Annotated in this window: 14 protein-coding genes; 7 read left to right on the top strand and 7 right to left on the bottom strand. The window is 67.9% G+C overall.

What is annotated here, in order from left to right:
- Positions 1–15 precede the first annotated feature (15 nt).
- From sucD to ACZ5LB_RS04540, 3 genes are read left to right on the top strand one after another with little or no spacing between them, the layout of a single operon-like run.
- A complete protein-coding gene (gene sucD / locus ACZ5LB_RS04530; protein ID WP_464604930.1) occupies positions 16–897 on the top strand; it encodes a succinate--CoA ligase subunit alpha in 882 nt (293 codons plus the stop codon).
- Complete coding sequence (locus tag ACZ5LB_RS04535) at positions 897–1,691, top strand: phosphatase PAP2 family protein (protein WP_464604931.1); 795 nt, start codon at positions 897–899, stop codon at positions 1,689–1,691. The genes sucD and ACZ5LB_RS04535 overlap by 1 nt, the downstream gene beginning before the upstream one ends.
- A 26-nt stretch (positions 1,692–1,717) precedes the next feature.
- Positions 1,718–2,278 carry a 2'-5' RNA ligase family protein gene (locus tag ACZ5LB_RS04540; RefSeq protein WP_464604932.1) on the top strand — a complete coding sequence of 187 codons (561 nt, stop codon included), beginning with the start codon at positions 1,718–1,720 and terminating at the stop codon, positions 2,276–2,278.
- A 6-nt stretch (positions 2,279–2,284) separates the two neighbouring features.
- Here ACZ5LB_RS04540 and ACZ5LB_RS04545 read toward each other — a convergent pair whose 3' ends face one another.
- Positions 2,285–3,415, bottom strand: coding sequence for a saccharopine dehydrogenase family protein (locus tag ACZ5LB_RS04545; RefSeq protein WP_464604933.1), 1,131 nt, complete (start codon positions 3,413–3,415; stop codon positions 2,285–2,287).
- Positions 3,416–3,511: 96 nt separating this feature from the next.
- On the opposite strand from ACZ5LB_RS04545, the gene ACZ5LB_RS04550 reads away from it, so the two are divergent.
- Both ACZ5LB_RS04550 and ACZ5LB_RS04555 read left to right on the top strand, forming a co-directional pair.
- Positions 3,512–4,378: a radical SAM protein gene (locus ACZ5LB_RS04550; protein ID WP_464604934.1), complete on the top strand. Its 867-nt coding sequence runs from the start codon at positions 3,512–3,514 to the stop codon at positions 4,376–4,378.
- Positions 4,379–4,475: 97 nt separating this feature from the next.
- Entirely contained in the window at positions 4,476–5,594 is a 1,119-nt protein-coding gene (locus tag ACZ5LB_RS04555) for a CapA family protein (protein ID WP_464604935.1), read from the top strand.
- Between the two features lie 58 nt (positions 5,595–5,652).
- Here the strand turns inward: ACZ5LB_RS04555 and ACZ5LB_RS04560 are convergent, their stop codons facing one another.
- The 5 genes from ACZ5LB_RS04560 to ACZ5LB_RS04580 all read right to left on the bottom strand — a co-directional run bounded on the left by ACZ5LB_RS04560 (position 5,653) and on the right by ACZ5LB_RS04580 (position 15,222).
- On the bottom strand, positions 5,653–6,435 hold the full coding sequence (locus ACZ5LB_RS04560) for a succinate dehydrogenase/fumarate reductase iron-sulfur subunit (protein WP_464604936.1): 783 nt from the start codon (positions 6,433–6,435) through the stop codon (positions 5,653–5,655).
- 12 nt (positions 6,436–6,447) lie between these two features.
- On the bottom strand, positions 6,448–8,364 hold the full coding sequence (locus ACZ5LB_RS04565) for a fumarate reductase/succinate dehydrogenase flavoprotein subunit (protein ID WP_464604937.1): 1,917 nt from the start codon (positions 8,362–8,364) through the stop codon (positions 6,448–6,450).
- An 11-nt stretch (positions 8,365–8,375) separates the two neighbouring features.
- Entirely contained in the window at positions 8,376–9,074 is a 699-nt protein-coding gene (locus ACZ5LB_RS04570; RefSeq protein WP_464604938.1) for a succinate dehydrogenase cytochrome b subunit, read from the bottom strand.
- Positions 9,075–9,368: 294 nt separating this feature from the next.
- Complete coding sequence (locus ACZ5LB_RS04575; protein ID WP_464604939.1) at positions 9,369–12,389, bottom strand: hypothetical protein; 3,021 nt, start codon at positions 12,387–12,389, stop codon at positions 9,369–9,371.
- A 283-nt stretch (positions 12,390–12,672) separates the two neighbouring features.
- Positions 12,673–15,222, bottom strand: a complete 2,550-nt coding sequence (locus ACZ5LB_RS04580; protein ID WP_464604940.1) for a sodium-translocating pyrophosphatase — start codon at positions 15,220–15,222, stop codon at positions 12,673–12,675.
- Positions 15,223–15,437: 215 nt separating this feature from the next.
- Here ACZ5LB_RS04580 and ACZ5LB_RS04585 point away from each other — a divergent pair, with 215 nt between their 5' ends.
- Positions 15,438–15,833: a YchJ family protein gene (locus ACZ5LB_RS04585; RefSeq protein WP_464604941.1), complete on the top strand. Its 396-nt coding sequence runs from the start codon at positions 15,438–15,440 to the stop codon at positions 15,831–15,833.
- A gap of 665 nt (positions 15,834–16,498) precedes the next feature.
- Here the strand turns inward: ACZ5LB_RS04585 and ACZ5LB_RS04590 are convergent.
- Entirely contained in the window at positions 16,499–18,652 is a 2,154-nt protein-coding gene (locus tag ACZ5LB_RS04590) for a S9 family peptidase (RefSeq protein ID WP_464604942.1), read from the bottom strand.
- Between the two features lie 305 nt (positions 18,653–18,957).
- Between ACZ5LB_RS04590 and ACZ5LB_RS04595 the strand changes: the two genes are divergently transcribed.
- Complete coding sequence (locus ACZ5LB_RS04595; protein ID WP_464604943.1) at positions 18,958–19,956, top strand: C1 family peptidase; 999 nt, start codon at positions 18,958–18,960, stop codon at positions 19,954–19,956.
- Positions 19,957–19,974: the final 18 nt, after the last annotated feature.

The following is a 19,974-nucleotide window of genomic DNA, read 5'->3' on the forward strand; positions in this document are numbered from 1 at the left end:
TCCCCGAGGTCACCCATGTCCATCCTTCTCGGCAATTCCACGCGCTTGATCGTCCAGGGCATCACGGGCCGGGAAGGCCTGTTCCACGCCAAGGGCTGCCGGGACTACGGCACCCAGGTGGTGGGCGGCGTCACCCCCGGCAAGGGCGGCACCGAGGTGGAAGGCTTCCCCGTCTTCGACACCGTGAAGGCCGCCCGCAAGGCCACGGGTGCCAACGCCACCATGATCTTCGTGCCGCCCCCGGCGGCCGCGGACGCCATCCTCGAGGCCCTGGACGCCGGCATCGAGCTCATCGTCTGCATCACCGAGGGCATCCCCGTGCAGGACATGGTCAAGGTCAACCGCGTGCTGGCCGAGCACCCCGGGCAGCGCCTGGTGGGCCCCAACTGTCCGGGCGTCATCACCCCCGGCCAGGCCAAGATCGGCATCATGCCCGGGCGCATCCACCTGCCGGGCCACGTGGGCATCATCTCCCGCTCCGGCACCCTCGCCTACGAGGCCGTGGGCCAGCTCACCGCCCTGGGCATCGGGCAGAGCACCTGCGTGGGCATTGGCGGCGACCCCATCAACGGCACCAACTTCATCGACTGCTTCAAGCTCTTCCAGGCCGATCCCGACACCCACGCCATCGTCATGGTGGGCGAGATCGGCGGCAACGCCGAGGAGGAGGCCGCCGCCTACGTGAAGGCCCACGTCACCAAGCCCGTGGTGGCCTTCATCGCGGGCCAGACCGCCCCTCCGGGCCGGCGCATGGGCCACGCCGGCGCCATCATCAGCGGCGGCAAGGGCACCGCCAAGGAGAAGATGGCCGCCCTGGAGGCCGCCGGCATCACCGTGGTGGTGAGCCCCGCTGAAATGGGCAAGGCCATGGCCCAGCGCCTGGCGGCCAAGGCCTGATGCGGGCCCTGGCCCTCGCCTTGGCCAGCACCCTGGCCTGGTGCCAGACGCCTTACGACCGGGATGGGTTCACCCGGCTCCCGGGCCTGGCCTGGGAGGACGCCACGACCGTGGCCCGGGCCCCGGGCGCCTGGACCACCTCCGACTGGCAGGCCCTGGGCGTGGGCGCCGCCGCCGTGGTGGGCACGGCCCTGCTCCTGGACCGGACCCTGGCCGACGCCTCCACCCGCAACCGCACCGATGCCCGGGACCGGCTGTTCCGGAACCTCTCCCAGCCCGGCGGCACGGGGGGCCTCATCCTCATGGGCGCCGGCTACCTCGGTTTCAGCCTCGCGGGGCGGGACGAGGCCCGGTCCGTGGTGGTGGACATGGGCGTGGCCACCGTCCTGGCCCAGGTGGCCATCCTGCCCCTGAAGTACGGCCTCGGCCGGGCCCGGCCCGACGACGGCAAGGGGACCCACGATTTCAGGCCCTTCTCCGCGCAGAACGCCTTCCCCTCCGGGCACGCCGCCCAGGCCTTCGCCATGGCCTCCGTCCTGTCCATGCGCTCGACCGAACCGTGGGTGGGCTGGTGCGCCTACGGTGCCGCCGGCCTGGTGGGCCTGGCCCGCCTGGGCACCCGCGAACACTTCGCCTCGGACGTGGTGGCCGGCGCCCTGGTGGGCACCGTCATGGGCCGCGGGGTGGTGCGCATCAACCGGGGGATCCGCTCCCGGGCCGGCCGCGCCGAGTTCCAGGTGGCGCCCGCCTTCTCCCCGGGGTTCCAGGGCCTGACGCTCACCGCCCGGTTCTGATCGGGGCCTTCGGGTATAATGCTTCCATGTCCACCATCGCACTGGTTCTTCAGGACCCGGCCGCCAGCCGAGTCCGCGGGGTGTGGACGCAGCTGGAGGCGGAGTTCGGCCTGTCGGGCGTCCACAAGGTCCCCTTTCCCCACGTGACGCTGCTGGCCTTCAACGGGCTCACCCACTTCGACGTGAAGGAACTCCTGGAGCGCATTTCCCAGTCCCTGCCGCCGTTCATGTTGGAGACCAGCGGCATCGGCCTGTTCGGCGCGCCCGCCCGGATCCTCCATGCCCCCGTCGTGAAGACCCCCGTCCTGCTCGACCTGCACCAGCGGGCCTGCGTGGAGCTGGCGCGGCTGGGGGGCGAGATCCCGCCCCTGTACCGCCCGGAACGCTGGATGCCCCACGTCACCCTGGCCCAGGGGGACACCGCGCGGGGAACCTACGGCCAGGCCGTGGACCTGATCCTGCAGCAGGACCTCCGGCTCGCCTTCGAGGTGCGCAACCTCACGCTGTTCGACTGGATCGGCCCCCGCTACGAACCCTGCGACCGGTTCCCCCTGATGGGACGGCCCGAGGCGGCCGGCGAACCCTGAGGAGCCTCAGCTCCGCGTCTCCACCCAGTTCACGTTGTGCCTGGCCAGGTCCTTCCGGATGAACTCCCAGCACCCCTCCACCTTGCCCACGTACTCCGGCGGCGCGATGCCCTTGCGGCTGAAGAGCCCCGCCGCCACCAGGCGCACCGTGGCGGTGCAGGAATAGCCGGTGGCGCGCGCCATGGAGGTGATCTTCGTCTCCCGGTCGTAGCGGTCCAGCAGGTCCCACACGTGGCGCTCGGGCTTGCCGTCCTTCGTGCCGTCCACGATGACGCGCATGACGGTGAAATCCTCGTCGTTCTCTTCCATCTGCCACATGGGGAAGAGGAGCCGGGTGGTGACGTCCATGGGGGCCACCTTCACGCCGCCCACGTCGATGGGCTCCAGCCCGAAGAACCCCGCTTCACGCAGCATGCGCATCTTCTCGATGTGGCCGGGGTAGCGCAGGGTCTTCTCCTTCTTGAAGGGCGCGTCCACGGTGTGGATGAGCGAGCGCAGGCCGTCGGTGTTGAAGGCTTCCAGGGTGCCGATCCCCGGGAAGTCCATGAGCTCGGGCTCGCTGAGGGCGGGCATCACGATCTCCTTGCCGTGGGCCACGTACCGGGCCGGGCGGGTATACTCCTCCACCACGTCCACGGGGCTGAAGCCGGCCTTGTATTCGAAGGGCCAGGTGCGGATGGCGGGGAGACCGCCCACGTAGCACTCGAAATTGCCGATGGTGTCCAGGCGTCGCTGCAGGTCGCCCACGATGAAGTTGTCGCAGCCCGGGGCCACGCCGGCGTCCATGATGGCGATGAGGCCCTTCTCCCGGGCCAAGTCGTCCAGGAGGAAAGGGTCCTCGGGAAAGAAGGAGATGTCCACGACGTGCTTGCCGGCCTCCAGCACGGTCTTCAGGGTCCGGAAACCCATGAAGCCGGGTACGGCGCCCACCACCAGGTCCGCGCCTTGGACGGCCTCGGTGACCTCCCCGGAGTGGGAGAGGTCGCGGGCCGTGACCTTGAGGCCCCTGGCCGCGAGGCGGGCCAGGGCGGCCTCGGAAAAGTCGGCCACGGTGACGTCGAATTCCCCGTCCCGGGCGAGGTCCAGGGCCATGGTCGCGCCCACGCGGCCGGCTCCGAGCACGGTGATCCTCTTCATGGGAAGCCCTCCGCGGCAGTACTCTGGAAAGCCCATTGTAGCCGCTCCCCAACGGGAAGCGGGGAGCGGACCCGGGACCCGTAGTATCCTTCAGGCATGAGCAAGCTCGTCACAGCCCACCTGGACCACCGGCGCACCTGGCAGGACTTCGACTACTGCTACCCGGTCATCTCCCGCCGCAGCAAGGGGGTGAGCCTGGGGGTGAACCTCAATCCGGACAAGGTGTGCAACTTCGATTGCGTCTACTGCGAAGTGGACCGCGCCACCCCGGCCCGGCGGCGGGACGTGGACCTGGACCAGCTCGAGCGCGAGATGGAGGTGCTGCTGGACCTCACCCAGTCGGGCGAACTCTTCGCCACGGCCCCATTCAACACCGCCGAGCCCCGCCACCGGCGCCTCAACGACATCGCCTTCTCCGGGGACGGCGAGCCCACCACCCTGCGCGAATTCCCCCGGGCGGTGGAGCGCATCGCCGCCCTGAAGGCGCGCAAGGGCCTCCAGGACGTGAAGCTGGTGCTCATCACCGATTCCTCGCGGCTCCAGGCCCCCGAGATCCTGGAGGGGCTGGGCCTCCTGATGGCCGCCAACGGCGAGATCTGGGCCAAGCTGGATGCCGGGACGGAAGCCTACTACCGGGAGGTGAACCGCTCCAAGGTGCCCTTCTCCCGCATCCTGGAGAACCTGGCGGCCACGGCGGAACGCTGGCCCATCGTGATCCAGACCCTCTTCCTGGAATGGCGGGGCCGCGGCCCCTCCGACGGCGAGGTGGAGGCCTACCTCCAGTGCCTGCGGGCCGTGCGGGAACGGGGCACCCTCCAGGGCATCCAGCTCTACACCGTGGCGCGTCCCACGCCCGAGCCCGAGGCCAGGCCCCTGCCAGCCCGGGACCTGGACCTGCTGGCGGCCAAGGTGATGGACGGACTGCCCGGCCTGCCCGTGGAGGTCTTCTACGGTCCCGCCTAGAACGCTCCTGGCCGGCATCCTGGTCCTGACCCTGGGGAGCCGTGCCCCGGGGGCCCCGGGCATCCCCGAAGGCCGCCTCCCGGAGGAGCTGGCTCGGGTGGAACTGGTGGCGGTGGGGGATATCCTCATGCACCAGGACGTCAAGACCTCCGCCGCCCAGGCGGGGAGCCTCACCGAGCTCTGGAAGGAGGTCACCCCCCTCTTCAAGCGGGCCGACATCGCCTTCGCCAACCTGGAAACCCCCATCGCCCCGAAGACCGGCCGCCCCGGACGCCCCTTCCAGTTCAACGCCCCCGAGGACCTGCCCGCCGCCCTGAAGGCCTCCGGCATCACCATCGTCTCCACCGCCAACAACCACGCCTTCGACCAGGGGCCCCGGGGCCTGGCGGAAACCCTCGAGCGCCTGGAGGCCGCCGGTCTTCCCGCCGTGGGCAGCGGCCCCACCCGGGCCCAGGCCGAGGCGCCCCGGATCCTGGAGGTCAAGGGCCTGAGGATCGCCTTCCTGGCCTTCACGGACATCTTCAACGTCAACCTCAACCAGAAGGCCGGAAGCCCTTGGGTGCGCTCCCTGGATCCCGCCGAGGCCGAGAAGGCCGTGGCCGCCGCCCGGGCCCGGGCCGACGCCGTGGTGGTGAGCCTCCACTGGGGCGCCGAGTACCTCCACGCGCCCCTTCAGCGCCAGAAGGACGTGGCCCGGGGCCTGGCCCGGGCCGGCGCCGACCTCATCCTGGGTCACCACCCCCACGTGCTCCAGCCCGTGGAGGTGCTGGAGACCGGCGCCCGCCGCACCGTCGTGGCCTATTCCCTGGGCAACTTCATCTCCAACCAGGACCGCATGTACCGCGCCGACCTCTTTCCCGTGGCCGGGGGCGACAGCCGGGACGGGGTCCTGTTCCACTGCCGGTTCGTGAAGCTGAAGCTGGCCGATGGCACCGAGCCGGTGCGGGTGGAGGACGCCCGCTGCGAGCCCCTGTGGACCCGCAACAACTGGAACGAGCGCAACGCCGGGAAGACCAAGGTCCGTTCCATCCAGGTGATCCCCCTCAGCGCGACCCTGGCCCAGGCGGAAGGCGAACTGGACCGTCTTCGGGCCGCCGAGCCCATGGACAAGGCGAAGGTGGTGGAGCAGCAGGAATACCTGCGCACCCTCTACCTGCGCCGGGCCCGGGCGGGCGGGATCCTCGGGGCCGCCTTCGTGGAGGGCGCCCGGGACTGAACGGGAACACCCCCGGTCGTCCGCAAGGCGAACGGCCGGGGGCGTGGGGCAGGGAGGGTTAGAACCCGCCGGTGGCGCTTTCCGGGCGGTAGGTGATGCTGGCCTTGATGAAATCGCGGTTCATGCGGGCGATGTTGTCGAGGGTGATGCCCTTGGGGCAGGCGGCCTCGCACTCGCCGTGGTTGGTGCAGGTGCCGAAGCCTTCCTCGTCCATCTGGTTCACCATGGCCCGGGCGCGGGTGTAGCGTTCGGGCTGGCCCTGGGGGAGCAGGGCCAGGTGGCTGATTTTGGCGGCCACGAAGAGCATGGCGCTGGCGTTGGGGCAGGCCGCCACGCATGCGCCGCACCCGATGCAGGCGGCGGCGTCCATGGCCAGGTCGGCCTTCTCCTTGGCCACGGGCAGGGCGTTGGCGTCGCAGCAGCTGCCGGTGGGCACGCTGACGAAGCCGCCCTTGGCGATGATGCGGTCGAAGGCGGAGCGGTCCACCATCAGGTCCTTGATCACCGGGAACGCGTCGGCGCGCACCGGCTCGATGGTGATGTCGTCCCCGTCCCTGAAGCTGCGCATGTGCAGCTGGCACGTGGTGGTGCGTTCCTTGGGGCCGTGGGGGCGGCCATTGATGACGAGGTTGCAGGCCCCGCAGATGCCCTCGCGGCAGTCATGGTCGACGACGATGGGCTCCTCGCCCTTGTGGATGAGGCTCTCGTTGACCACGTCGAGCATCTCCAGGAAGGACATCTCGGTGGAGATCCCCGGGGCGTCGAGATCCTGGAAGTGGCCACTGTCCGCGGCGTTCTTCTGGCGCCACACGTGCAGCTTGACGTTGATGTGCTTTTCCATGGGCTGCCTTCCTTACTTGTAGCTGCGGGTCGCGAGGTGGACGTTTTCGAACGCGAGCTGCTCGGTGTGGCGGATGGGGGTCTTGCCGTCGCCGGTGTACTCCCAGGCCGCCACGTGGCAGAAGTTCTCGTCGTCGCGCTGGGCCTCGCCGTCGGGGGTCTGCCATTCCTCGCGGAAGTGGCCGCCGCAGGACTCGCGGCGTTCCAGGGCGTCCAGGCACATGAGCTCGCCCAGTTCGATGAAGTCGGCGACGCGTCCGGCCAGTTCCAGCGACTGGTTCACGTCGGACATGCTTCCGGGAACCCGCAGGTTCGACCAGAACCGCTCCTTGAGGGCGGGGATCTCCTGGAGGGCCTGCTTGAGGCTGGCCTCGGTGCGGCCCATGCCGCAGTATTCCCACATGATCTTGCCCAGGGCGCGGTGCAGCTCGGTGGGGGTCTCCTTGCCGTTGATGGAGAGGAGGCGGTTGTTCTTGGCCCGCACGGACTCCTCGGCGGCCTTGGCCGCGGGGTGGTCGGTGGTGATGCGGGTGCCGGGCTTGATGGTGGCCAGGTAGCCGCCGATGGTGGCCGGCAGGACGAAGTAGCCGTCCGCCAGGCCCTGCATGAGGGCCGAGGCCCCCAGGCGGTTGGCGCCGTGGTCGGAGAAGTTCGCCTCGCCCATGCAGAACAGGCCGGGGATCGTGGTCATGAGGTTGTAGTCCACCCACAGCCCGCCCATGGTGTAGTGGCTGGCGGGATAGATGCGCATGGGCACCTTGTAGGGGTCCTCGCCCGTGATGCGCTCGTACATCTCGAAGAGGTTGCCGTACTTCTCCCGGATCTTGTTCTCGCCCAGGCGCTTGGTGGCGTCGGCGAAGTCCAGGTAGACGCCGCGGCCCGTGTCGCCCACGCCCCGGCCCTCGTCGCAGACCTGCTTGGCGGCGCGGCTCGAGATGTCGCGGGGGGCGAGGTTGCCGTAGGAGGGGTACTTGCGCTCCAGGTAGTAGTCGCGCTCATCCTCGGGGATATCGCCCGGGGCGCGCTTGTCGCCGGCCTTCTTGGGCACCCAGATGCGGCCGTCGTTGCGCAGGCTCTCGGACATGAGGGTCAGCTTGGACTGGTGGTCGCCGGTGACGGGGATGCAGGTGGGGTGGATCTGCGTGTAGCAGGGGTTCCCGAAGGCCGCGCCCTTCTGGTAGGCCCGCCAGATGGCGGTGGTGTTGCAGCCCTTGGCGTAGGTGGCGAGGTAGAAGACGTTGCCGTAGCCGCCGGTGCCCAGGGCCACCGCGTCGGCCACGTGGCTCTCGATCTTGCCCGTGACCATGTCGCGGGTCACGATGCCCTTGGCCACGCCGTCGACGACGATGACCTCCTGCATCTCGTGCCGGGTGTACATCTTCACGGTGCCCAGGCCGATCTGGCGCTCCAGGGCCTGGTAGGCGCCCAGCAGCAGCTGCTGTCCCGTCTGGCCCCGGGCGTAGAAGGTGCGGCTCACCTGGGCGCCGCCGAAGCTGCGGTTGTCCAGGAGCCCGCCGTATTCCCGGGCGAAGGGCACGCCCTGGCCCACGCACTGGTCGATGATGTTCACCGACACCTGGGCCAGGCGGTAGACGTTGGCCTCGCGGGCGCGGAAGTCGCCGCCCTTGACCGTGTCGTAGAAGAGGCGGAAGGTGCTGTCGCCGTCGTTGTGGTAGTTCTTGGAGGCGTTGATGCCCCCCTGGGCGGCGATGGAGTGGGCGCGGCGGGGGCTGTCCTGGTAGCAGAAGCAGTGCACGTCGTAGCCCAGCTCGGCCAGGGACGCGGCGGCGGCGGCGCCCGCGAGGCCTGAGCCCACGATGATGATCTTGTACTTGCGCTTGTTGGTGGGGTTGACGAGCTTCAGGTCGAAGCGGTGCTTGTCCCACTGGTTGGCGATGGGTCCGGTCGGGCAGTTCGATTTCAGTTCCATGGTCATGCCTTCTACAGGTGGATGATGCCGGCGAGGACGGCGATGGGGAACGAAATGTTGACGGCGGCCACCAGGATGGCCATCACGTAGGCGAACCCGCGGCGCAGGCGGTCGTAGCGCGGATGGGACCAGCCAAGGGTCTGGGTGAGGCTCCAGACGCCGTGCCACATGTGGAAGCCCAGGCAGAGCTGGGCCACGATGTAGAACGCCGAGGCCAGCGGAACCTTGAATCCGTTCACGAAGTTCTTGTAGGGGTTGGCGGGGTCGAAATCGGGGTGCACCGTGCCGGTGGTGAGGTGCAGCAGGTGGTAGATGATGAACAGGCCCAGGATCACGCCCGTCCAACGCATGGTGCGCGAGGCGAAGGTGGCGGCCTGGTGCTGGGTGGCGCGGTAGCCCACGGGGCGCGCGGCCATGTTGGAAAGGGTGAGGCTCAGGGCCGCCCAGCCGTGGAGGACCACGGCCACGAGCATCACACCCCGGAACACCCAGATGCCCATGCCGTGGATCATGGTGTGCAGGAACTCCGCGTAGTGGTTCATAGGCGCTTCGCCCATGTAGGCCTGCAGGTTCCCCAGCATGTGGACCGTGACGAAGCCGAAAAGCATGATGCCGGTCACGGCCATCACCACCTTCTTCCCCACGGATGAGTCCAGGAAGCCTGGACTGGTCTTGGCGGCACCGGCCAGGCTGGGTTCAGCGACGGACATGGGTACTCCTTCCTTCCGCATTAACGGATGCGCCGCATCCGGCGTTCGTTGGGTTGTGTTCAGTCGTGCCGGTTGGCATGGCCATGTGGATCGGCTCATTATGCGCTGAGCGATTCGAATCTCAAATCCATTCCAGAGTCGATTCTCCGCAACGTTCTGATTCCTTTATTTATCAGGGATAATTCGATACAAAAAAATCGAATTCGGGGCGCACCTCCCGCACCGGCGGGTCGGATGGGTGGAGCGAATGGAGCATCCTTCGGGATGACCCGGACCCGGGGGCGCCGGGGCTGGTCAACGCCCGGCGGCGGGCCTTTGCCACGTGAATTCGGAATGCGGATCGGGAGCATGGACGAGGGTCAAGAGGGTGGGGTGGGCCCGCAGCAGGGCCTCGTCCATGGGGCCTTCCTTGGCTTCGACGAGGGCCGTCAGGGCTGTGCCCCGGGCCTCGGTGATGGCCAGGTGCGCCAGGTTGGGCAGGCCGGGGAGGGCGGTCAGCATGAGAGGCATCGTCACCCCTGGACACGCTTCCACCCGCAGGTCGCGGAGGGTGGCGGGCAGGCCGAAGCAGGTGAACCCGCCGGATTCCTCCACCGCCAGCCGCGTCAGCAGCAGAGGCCCCAGGGCCTCTCTTGTCAGGTTCGGGCAGTCACGGATTTCCAGGCACCTCAGGCTCAAGGGCAGGCCCTGTCCGGAAAACGTAGCGCTTCCGGCCACGGACAGGTGCTCCAGCCGGGCAAGCCTAGCGAATGCACCATCCGGCAGCATGCCTCGCTCCGGGTCACCCTGGATCCGAAGTTCGGTGAGGCTGGCCGGCAGGGCGGAGATCAGGTCGGGTGCGTGGGAATCGAGTTCCACCCGGGTCAGCGAGGGCGTGTTCTTCCACAGCGTCACCAGGGCCTCCTTCAGATTTGCCGCCCAGTTCAGGACGGAAAGGGTCCGGAGCCTGGGCAGGGGGCCGAAGTCCGGAGCCGTGAAGACCGTTTTGAGATGGAGTTCCTCGAGCCCGGCTGGCAACCGCCTCCCCGTGAATGCCCAGCAGGCCGTGATCCTGAGGCTGGTCAAGCCAGCGGGGAGATCGTCGCCATGGAAGGATCGGATGTTGTTGGATACAGCCAGCCTCCGAAGGCCCTGGAACCGGCGGAGCGTTTCGTCCCGCACGTCGTCCGCCGGGAATTCCAATTCCTCCATCCGTTCAGGAAGGAGTGCCAGCTGCGCGTCCGTGAGCATATCGACCCGGAGCATCCTGTCCTCCGCCGCCGGTTCCAGGTCATTCGTGATCCGGAGGCAGACCAGTTGGTCATGGGTATCGATGATCGCCTTGATGAGAGGGAAGGTCAGCTTGAGGCTGTCGCCGACCACGAGGGTCCTCAGCTGTCTGCAGTGGGCCAGGGCCGCCAGGATTCCCTTGGGGGAGAGGTGCGGGGTGAAGCCGAAGGCGAGGGTTTCCACATGAGGGTGTTTCAGGATCAGGGCATGCAAGTCCTCGTCGTCGATCTCCCCGCGGATCGTCAACTGCCGGGTCGCCGTCTCGGCGACCTCGTTCAGGCGCTCGCTTAGGTAGCGCAGGGCTCCGGGCCCGGTGAAGTCCGCGATCGTCACCAGGGCGTCCACGGGCAGGGCGGCCAGCCCGCACGGCACCGTGGAGCTGGTGGAGGAGCTGGACGCGGCCTTCCCTCTCCTGCCAGAGGGAGCGGGGGCCTCCGGGGCCTCCATCCCGATGTCCCCGAACTCGGGCTGCGCGATCAGCGGGATCTTCCGGGGGACAGGCCGGCGCCAGATCCGTGGCGAATGGTTGATGGTTGGGTAGCAGGTCACTTCCCGCAGGGCGGGGTGGGCCTGCCACCGGCTGGCGTCAGGGTTTGGCTCCCAGACGCCGTGAATGGTCAGGCTCTGCAGCCCCTTCAGCTGATCCACGAGGGCCATGAGGGCGTCCAGCGTGAGCGCGCGGAGGCACTCCACCTCCAGGGACCGAAGGCTGCCCGGGAGCCCCTGGCCGGAGAAGGAGGCGCACCACAAGACCTGCAGGTTTTCCAGGCGGGCGGGAAGGGGGTTTAAGCCGAAGTGGGGACATGCCGTCACATTCAAGACGGTCAACCCTGCGGGCAGATGGGCTCCGGTGAACCCCGGAGCCGACTGGATGTCCAGCACCCGGAGCTGGGCGAACCGCGCGAAGGCGTCGGGGGCGACACCGCCCGCATTGTGGAAGTGGAGTTCCCGGACGCCTTCGGGGAGGGCCTCCAAAAGGATCCCGGCGGCCTGGTCGGTGGAAAAGGTCTGAAGCCCGGGAGCGTGCAGGACCGCCTCCCGCAGGTTCTCGAGGGAGACCCCTGCGCATTCGCGAATGGACAGGTCCTGCAGGCGGGGCAGGCCGGATAGGCCCTGGAACCGGTCCGCGCCATGCACCTGGAGGTTCGTCAGGGAAGCCGGCAAGCCGTTGCCCGTGAACAGGGGGCCATTCTCGACCTGGAGCGACTGGAGCCCGGCCGGAAGCCGGTCGCCGGTGAAAACCTGGCTGTTCCGGATGCGAAAATCCTTGAGGTTGGCGAACCGGAGGAGCGCCTCGTCCCGAAGGCCGGCAGAACTCAGGGACAGGCTTTCGAGCCGGTCGGGCAAGAGATCTACCTCCGCCGCCTGGACGTCCAGCTCATTCTCATAGATCAGGTGGATCACCGTCGGGTGGGCCGTCAGGATTTCCCTCACCAGGCCGAAGGTCAGTTTCGTGCAGGTGACCTTCAGGGTGGTCAGGCGCCGGCATGGGGCCAGGGCCCGGAGGATGCCCTTGGGGGAGAGGTTGGGTGTGTCCTGGAACCAGATGGAGCGAATCATCCTGTGGTTTTGCAGCAACCGGGTGAGCTCGGTATTGTTGATCCCACCCTGGATCGTAAGGTGATCCGTGGCGAGCTGGGCGGCCTGGTTCAGCTTCCTGCTGACCATGCGCAGGGCGCCAGGATCGAAGGTGGCCACATGCCTCGCGAGGCCCGGAGGCAGGGCCGTCAGGCTGTCCAGGGGGCTGGTGCTGGAGGAGGGCCGGATCACGCTCCTGGAGTGCTTGATGGCAGCCGGAGCCTCATCTCCGCCCTCGACGGGAAGCAGGCCCGCCACCGCGGGGATCAGCCGGAAGGCCACGCGCGGGGAGTGCACGGTTCCGGCCCTGGCCTGGACGACCAGGTCCTGGGCCGTGGTCTTGGGCGGGATGGGCATCGTGAACCTCTCACGTGCGAACCCCAGCAGCGGCCGTTCCGACCGGTAGACCACCTGGTCCCCTTCCCAGGCCAGCAGGGTGAGCGTCCCGGAGCTTGCGCGGTCGGTCACTTCCACCTCGATGGACAGGGTCGTGCCGCTTTGGACCATGGCCGGGAGCGGTCTGATTACCAAATGGGCGGAGAGGGGGGCGCCAAGGACGAGGGCCGGAATCAGTGCGCGCAGGCATAGCGAATGAGGTGACGGCATGGAGCGTCCTTTGCGAAATCCAAGGCGGGCGAGACACCCCACCCACGCAAATTAATAATGCATCACTCCCTCTTCCGGTTCCGCATGAAGGTCTTGAACGGAAAACGCCGCCCGGAGGCGGCGTTTTCCGTGAACGTGAAAGGAACTACTTCATGTCCTCGTCGGCGATGAGGCCGGGGGTTTCCTGCTTGCTCTTCACGATGGACCAGGCGATGGCGGCGATGCAGATCACCGCGCCGAGGATCCCGCCGAGCTTGTTGCCGTTCAACTGGCCGGCCACAGGGAACAGCGTGAACTTCATGAGCACGGCCAGGGTGAGCAGGCTGACCATGTTCATGACCTTGATCAGGGGGTTGATGGCCGGGCCCGCGGTGTCCTTGAGGGGATCGCCCACGGTGTCGCCGGTGACGGAAGCCTTGTGGGCTTCGGAGCCCTTGCCGCCGTACAGGCCGTCCTCGATCATCTTCTTGGCGTTGTCCCAGGCGCCGCCGGCATTGGCCATGAAGACCGCCAGCAGCTGGCCCACGAGGATCATGCCCGCCAGGAAGCCGCCCAGGGCGTAGGGGCCCAGGAGAAGGCCGACCAGGAGGGGGGCGGTGATGGCCAGGAGGCCGGGGCCCACCAGCTCCTTCTGGGCGGTGTTGGTGCAGATGTCCACCACGCGGCCGTAGTCGGGCTTCTTGGTGCCGGCCCAGATCGCGGCGTCACGGAACTGCGTGCGGCACTCGATGACGATGTGGTAGGCGGCGCGGCCCACGGCGCGGATGAGCTGGCTGCTGAAGAGGAAGGGCACGCAGCCGCCGATGAGGAGGCCGATGAAGACCTTGGGTTCGGCCACGGAGAGGAAGCCGGCCTGGTCGTGGTACTGGCCGAGGGTCATCTTGCTGATGTTTGCTTCCGAGCCCACCGCGATGACCGCGATGAAGCTGGAGAAGAGGCTCACGGCAGCGATGACGGCGGAACCGATGGCGATGCCCTTGGTCTCGGCCTTGGTGGTGTTGCCCACGGCGTCGAGGTCGGCGAGGATCTGCCGGGCGCGCTTGTAGGAACCGGGCTTCTCCTTCTCCATCTGCTCCTTCTCGTAGCCCATCTCGCCGATGCCGTTGGCGTTGTCGGCGACGGGGCCGAAGACGTCCATGGAGATGGTGTTGCCCGTGAGGGTCAGCATGCCGATGCCGGTCATGGCCACGCCGTAGGCCACGAACATCGGCGGGGCGCCGTGGTAGGTGAGCACGGAGAGGAAGATGGCGACGACGATGACGACCATCATGGCGACGGTCGACTCATAGCCCAGTGCGAAGCCCTCGATGATGTTGGTGGCGTGGCCGGTGGTGCAGGCACGGGCCAGGCTCTTCACGGGGGCGTGGGTGGTGTGCGTGTAGTAGCTGGTGACCTTGTTAAGGGCCACGGCGAGGAACACGCCGATGAGGCAGGTGATGGCCGGGCGCATGTCCAGGCCGGGCACGCCGAAGTTGAACCACACGGCGAGCTGGTTGGGATCGTTCATGGGGAAGCCCGCGGCGGCCAGGGGATTGTTGGCCAGGTACGTGGGGGTGAAGTGCAGGTAGAAGTAGCCGAGGATGAAGAACCCGGCGACCGAGATCAGGGATCCGATCCAGAAGCCGCGGTGCACGCTCTTCAGGGCGGTGTCGGAGGTGTCCTCGCTGCCGGCCTTGACGGTGTAGGTGGAGATGATAGAACCCAGCACGCCGATGCCGCGCACCAGCAGGGGGAAGATGACGCCCTTGTGGCCGAAGGAGGCCATGCCAAGGATCATGGCGGCCACGATGGTCACTTCGTAGCTCTCGAAGATGTCCGCGGCCATGCCGGCGCAGTCGCCCACGTTGTCGCCCACGTTGTCGGCGATGGTGGCGGCGTTGCGCGGATCGTCCTCGGGAATGTCCTTCTCGATCTTGCCCACGAGGTCGGCGCCCACGTCAGCGGCCTTGGTGTAGATGCCGCCGCCCACGCGCATGAACAGGGCAAGCAGGGTGCCGCCGAAGCCGAAGCCCAGCAGGGCCTCGTAGGCGTGCACGCCGTAGATGATGAAGATCATCGTGCCGCCCAGGAGGCCGAGGCCGTCCGTGAGCATGCCGGTGACGGTGCCGGTGCGGTAGCCGAGCTGCATGGCCTCGCCGTAGCTGTGGCGGGCGGCGGCGGCGACGCGCAGGTTGCCGGTGGTGGCCAGGCGCATGCCCACGAAGCCCACGGCCCAGCTGAACAGGGAGCCCATGAGGAAGGCCCCGGCGCGGCCGAAGGCGAAGTGCTTGTCCTCCACCGTGAACCAGAGGATCACGGTGATGATGACGATGAGGGGCCCGATCTTCTTGAACTGGGCCGCGAGGTAGGCGTTGGAGCCCTCGCGCACGGCGGCGGCCACCTCCTGCATCTTGGGGGTGCCCTCGTCGGCGGCGTTGACCTGCTTCATGAGCAGGAGCGCGTACATCAGGCCGATGACGGCGATGCCCAGCACGAACAGCAGGCCGATGCGCTCGGCGCTGGTGAACTCGCCGCTGAGCTTGTTGAACAGGGCGAAGTACTCGAACTTGGCGCCCTCAGTCTCGGCGGCGACCGCCGTCGGGGCCGAGACCTGGCCCCAGGCGTAGGCCAGGGCGAAAAAACACGCCATTACGCCCAGGTAGATCCTGCGCGTCAAGGGTGTGACCTTGAGTTTGTCCATCCAGGCTCGAAGCATGGATACTCCTATGAAAAAATGTGAAACATAGCCCAGCCCGGAGGCCGGGGAGCTAGCAGAAACGATTTCTCAGAGGAAACGTGAAAGGGTATTCGGCCCCAGCCTATCACTCCCCCCCTCAAAGTCAATGCGGGATTGGCATTCTTGGGGGCCGGGAGCGGCCCGGGGATTTATGCATTACCCTGGTTGGACATCGTTATTACAAGAGGCCTTCCATGTCCCGACTCTGCCCCTGCGAATCCAAGCGGACCTTCGACCGCTGCTGCGAACCCTACCTCCTGGGCAGGGCCCTCCCCGAAACGGCCGAAAAGCTCATGCGAAGCCGTTTTTCCGCCTACGCCATGGCCCGCGCCGACTACCTGGTGGCCACCACCAGCGAGGAGGAGCGCGCCAAGATCGACCGGGACGAGTTGGAGCGCTACTGCCGGGCCGTCAAATGCATCTCCCTGCGAATCCTTGAGACCGAACAGGGCGGCAAGGACGACGACAGCGGGGTGGTTGTCTTCCACGCCAAGCTCCTGATCAACGGCAAGCGCATGCTGCACCGGGAGCGCAGCCGGTTCGTGCGGGAAGACGGGAAGTGGGCCTATGTGGATGGGGAAACGAACTAGGCCCGATGTCGGGTCGGGCAGGTACGCCATGGGGTGGCGGGTTCAAGCAAAAAACCCGTACACCGAGCACGCAGTGGCGCTGAGTCACGCCGAGGTGGCTTCGCCTCCTTGGCGCCGACCCATGCCGCCCAGGCCCTGACCGCTCACGCGGTCCGCGTCGCTGCCGCGACGCGCGGCAGGGGGCGCTGGCCCTTCCACATGCGAGCCTGTGGCGGGCCAGCGCCCCCTGCCTTTGACGGGCCTGGGCGTGACGTTGGGGGTTTCGAGGGGTTGCAGGGCGTGCATCGTTCGTCCCTGCCGCAATCTGTCGGCGCCGGTCGTGTTCCGGCCGATGCGGATCAATGCCCCACGATTCCAGTCACCAAGGAACCACGGCGCTGGTTCCCATCCAGTTCGATGAGCCCAGGCCCGTCCAAGGCAGGGTGCGCAGGTCCTTCCACAGGCTTGCATGCGGAAGGACCTGCGCGCCCTGCCGCGCGTCGCCTGCGACGCGGCCCGCGTCAGCGGGCAGGGCCTGGGCTGAATGGGTCGGCGCCACGGATGCGAAGCCACCTCGGCGTAACTCAGCGCCTCCGCGTCCTCGGCGTACGGGCTTTTTACCCGAAGTCACCGAGCCATCAAAATCCATCAGAGCCAGTCGACTAATTAAGGTCGCCCCAACCCACCTAAAGGTTGGCCTTCAGGAATTCCCACATCCCCGCGTACATCTCCCACTGGTTCTGCGCCGCCCTCGGGCTGTGGTCCGACCCGGGCATGAGCACCAGCGGCGCGGTGAGCCCCGCCTTGCCCAGGGCGTCCAGGAACTGCACGGAGTTCTGCAGGTGGACGTTGGTGTCCAGGGTACCGTGGAGGAGCATCACCTTGCCGCCGAGGTTGGCGGCGGCCTTGAGGGTGCTGGAGGCGTCGTAGCCCGCGGCGTTGTCCCTGGGCAGACCCATGTAGCGTTCGGTGTAGACGCTGTCGTACAGGCGCCAGTCGGTGACGGGGGCGCCGATGATGCCCAGCTTCCAGGCCTTGCTGTGGGTGAGGGCATAGGCGGCCAGGAAGCCCCCGTAGCTGTAGCCGTGCAGGGCGATGCGGTCCATGTCCGCCCAGCCCTGGGCCTTGAGCCAGGCCAGGCCGTCCAGCTGGTCCTGGAGCTCCAGGGCGCCCAGGTTGCGCCAGGCGCCGAAGGCGGCGGTGCCCTTTCCGGAGGCGCTGCGGTTGTCGCAGATCCAGGTGACGATGCCCTGCTGGGCCAGGAACTGGTACCACAGGGCGGTGCGGCTGAAGGCGTTCCTCACCAGGGGGGCGTTGGGGCCCCCGTACACGTAATGGAAGACGGGGTATTTCTTCGAGGGGTCGAAGCCCGGAGGCAGCACCAGCATGGTTTCCATGGGGAAGCCGTCCCGGGTGCGCACCTGCTGGAAGACCACCTTGGTCTTGGGCAGGGCTTTGAAGGCGTTTGAAGTCTTGCTCTCAACCTTGTGCAGGACGACGCCTTCGGCATCCAGGAAGAGGTCCTGGGGCGGGGTGTCCACGGTGCTCCAGCGGTCCACGGAGGCGGTGAAGGTGGCGTTGAAGGTCACCGCGTGGGTGCCGGGGGCCTGGGTGAGCAGGCGCATGTGGTCGTTGACGCCCTCCAGGCCCGCCCGGTACACGTCCACGCCCACAGAAGTGCGCAGGGTGCCCTCGAAGTACACGTGGGAGGCGTCGGTGCCCAGGACCCGGTGGACGTCCCAGGGGCCCTGGGTCACGGCGGACAGCAGCCGCCCCTGGGGATCGTACAGGTAGAGGTGCTGGAAGCCGCTGCGGGAGGACTGCCAGAGGAAGCGCCCGTCCTTGAGGAAGTGGGGCAGGGGGAGATGCTCGACCCAGGCCCGGCTCCGCTCCACCACCAGGGGCCTGCTGGCGGTGCCCTCGAAGACCCGGCACTCCAGCCAGGACTGGATGCGGTCGGTGAAGTGCACCAGGAGCCGGCCCGAGGGATCGAAGCCCACCCGGGGAACCAGGGTGTCCTGGCCGGGGAAGGGGTCCTCCATCCAGGTGGTCTGGCCGTCCAGGGTGGCCAGGCCCACCCGCACCGTGGGCAGGGGATCGCCGGCCTTGGGGTAGTGGGTGTCCACCCGCTTCTGGGGCTGGGTCCGGTCGTCCATGACGGTGAAGACAGGCACATGGCTTTCGTCCAGGCTGAGGTAGGCGATGCGCTTGGAGTCCGGGGACCACCAGTAGCCCTTGAAGTTCCCCCGCTCATTGAAGACCTCCTCCTGGTAGACCCAGTCCAGGCGCCCGTTGAGGTGCGTGGCATCCCCGCCGGTGGTGACGGCCACCTCCTTGCCGGAAGCCAGCTCCACGGCGCGGATGTCGGATCCGTCCAGGAAGGCCACCCAGGCCCCGTCGGGGCTGAAGGAAGGCGTGTCCCCTGCGCCCAGGCGGCGGGCCTTGGCGGTGCCCACCTCGACGAGGTAGAGGTCGCGCGAGCCCCGGACCACGAAGGCGTTCCGGGCCGCGTTCCAGGTGAGCCCGCCGGCGGTGGCGGCGGCCTTCTGGTCCGCGGCGTCCGCGCCCGCCGCCGCCAGGGCCTCGCCCAGCTGCGCGCGGTCCAGGAGCCGGGTGGGGGCGAAGGTTCCCCCCTGGATGCGGTTGATGGCGTCCAGGGCGCCCTTCTCCGTGCGTTCCTCCAGCAGGGTCCCGTCAGGGCGCCACAGGTAGCGGGAGCCCAGCGCCTCCACATAGGAAGCCTTGCGTGTGGGGTGGTAGAGGCTTTCCACGGAGAGCCTCGTGTCGTCCGGGGCGGCGTGGGCCAGGACGGTGACCAGGGCGAACGGGACTTTCCACATGCAGACTCCGGATGATGGTTAAGCGTAGCCGTAACCGACTTTGAAGGTGCATGCGTCAATCCTGAGAAAATGTCTCAACATCATGACCGGAATCACGTAAGCCCTTGCAGGTCTTGCGCATGGATACCCGGAGGCCGAACCTTGGGTTGCGAGGCTGAGTTGGAAAAAAAGCCCGGCGCCCCACCTTGAACAACCGGCGCCGGGTTCCTCCCTGCCTCCTGTCCGCTTCCGGGTCGACCCTGACCCGTTCCCAGCCACCTGCCGGCAGGCCGTCGGCGCGCCCAACCCCCACCCCGGAGTCCGAGATGAACAAGTCTCCCCTCATCAGCACTTTCGCCCTTGTCCTGGCCCTGGCGGCCCCCATCGGCCTGGCGGCCCAGGAGCGCGGTGTCCAGCAGTTCGACCCCCAGCTCACCACCCGGGTGGACCTCCTCCGCCAGGAGCTCCGCGCGCAGGGCAAGGACTTCGAGGTGGGCGTGAACCCCGCGATGCAGTACAGCCTCGAGCAGCTCTGCGGCCTCCGGCCCGAGCTCCGCCAGTACGACTTCGCCGCCCGCGCCGAGGGCGGGCATCTCAACTTCGAGGTGGAGGAGCTGACGGCCACGGCGTACCCGGCCACCTTCATCGGCTGGTTCAGCCCGGTGAAGGACCAGGGCCAGTGCGGCTCCTGCTGGGCCTTCGCCACCATCGGCAACCTCGAGGGCGCCGCCCTCAAGAAGCTGGGCGCCCCCCGGGGCCGGGTCAGCGCCAGCGGGAGCATCATCCCCAGCGGCCTCGTCACCAACCTTTCCGAACAGCAGGTGCTGAGCTGCAACCCCGATGGCTACGGCTGCCAGGGGGGCTGGTATTCCTACGACATGCTTATGCCCAGCAACCTCAACCGGGGCGCCGGCTACTACAAGGGCGCCGTGCCCGCCGCCGCCTTCCCGTACGTCTCCAACCGCGTCGCCTGCAGCTTCAGCGCCCAGACCTCCTACACGCCGGTCAGCCAGTGGGGCTACGTGGGCAACGGCTACACCGTCCCATCCGTGACCGCCATCAAGGCCGCCATCTACAAGTGGGGCAGCGTGAGCATCGGCGTATACGCGGACCGCGCCTTCCAGGCCTACCGCAGCGGCGTCTTCACCGGCACCGACAACCGCTCCCAGCCCAACCACGCCGTGCTCCTCGTGGGCTGGGACGACGCCAAGGGCGCCTGGCTCCTCAAGAACTCCTGGAGCAGCCAGTGGGGCATCAACGGCTTCATGTGGATCAAGTACGGCGTGAACTCGGTGGGCACCGCCCCCGCCTGGGTCATGAACTAGCCCGGAAAGGCCGAAGCG

The sequence above is a fragment of the Mesoterricola sp. MK458 genome, from assembly GCF_055384935.1.

Coding starts and splice junctions, on each gene's coding strand:
- sucD (WP_464604930.1), top strand. CDS start 16: ATGTCCATCCTTCTCGGCAATTCCACGCGCTTGATCGTCCAGGGCATC.
- ACZ5LB_RS04535 (WP_464604931.1), top strand. CDS start 897: ATGCGGGCCCTGGCCCTCGCCTTGGCCAGCACCCTGGCCTGGTGCCAG.
- ACZ5LB_RS04540 (WP_464604932.1), top strand. CDS start 1,718: ATGTCCACCATCGCACTGGTTCTTCAGGACCCGGCCGCCAGCCGAGTC.
- ACZ5LB_RS04545 (WP_464604933.1), bottom strand. CDS start 3,415: ATGAAGAGGATCACCGTGCTCGGAGCCGGCCGCGTGGGCGCGACCATG.
- ACZ5LB_RS04550 (WP_464604934.1), top strand. CDS start 3,512: ATGAGCAAGCTCGTCACAGCCCACCTGGACCACCGGCGCACCTGGCAG.
- ACZ5LB_RS04560 (WP_464604936.1), bottom strand. CDS start 6,435: ATGGAAAAGCACATCAACGTCAAGCTGCACGTGTGGCGCCAGAAGAAC.
- ACZ5LB_RS04565 (WP_464604937.1), bottom strand. CDS start 8,364: ATGGAACTGAAATCGAACTGCCCGACCGGACCCATCGCCAACCAGTGG.
- ACZ5LB_RS04570 (WP_464604938.1), bottom strand. CDS start 9,074: ATGTCCGTCGCTGAACCCAGCCTGGCCGGTGCCGCCAAGACCAGTCCA.
- ACZ5LB_RS04580 (WP_464604940.1), bottom strand. CDS start 15,222: ATGCTTCGAGCCTGGATGGACAAACTCAAGGTCACACCCTTGACGCGC.
- ACZ5LB_RS04585 (WP_464604941.1), top strand. CDS start 15,438: ATGTCCCGACTCTGCCCCTGCGAATCCAAGCGGACCTTCGACCGCTGC.
- ACZ5LB_RS04590 (WP_464604942.1), bottom strand. CDS start 18,652: ATGTGGAAAGTCCCGTTCGCCCTGGTCACCGTCCTGGCCCACGCCGCC.
- ACZ5LB_RS04595 (WP_464604943.1), top strand. CDS start 18,958: ATGAACAAGTCTCCCCTCATCAGCACTTTCGCCCTTGTCCTGGCCCTG.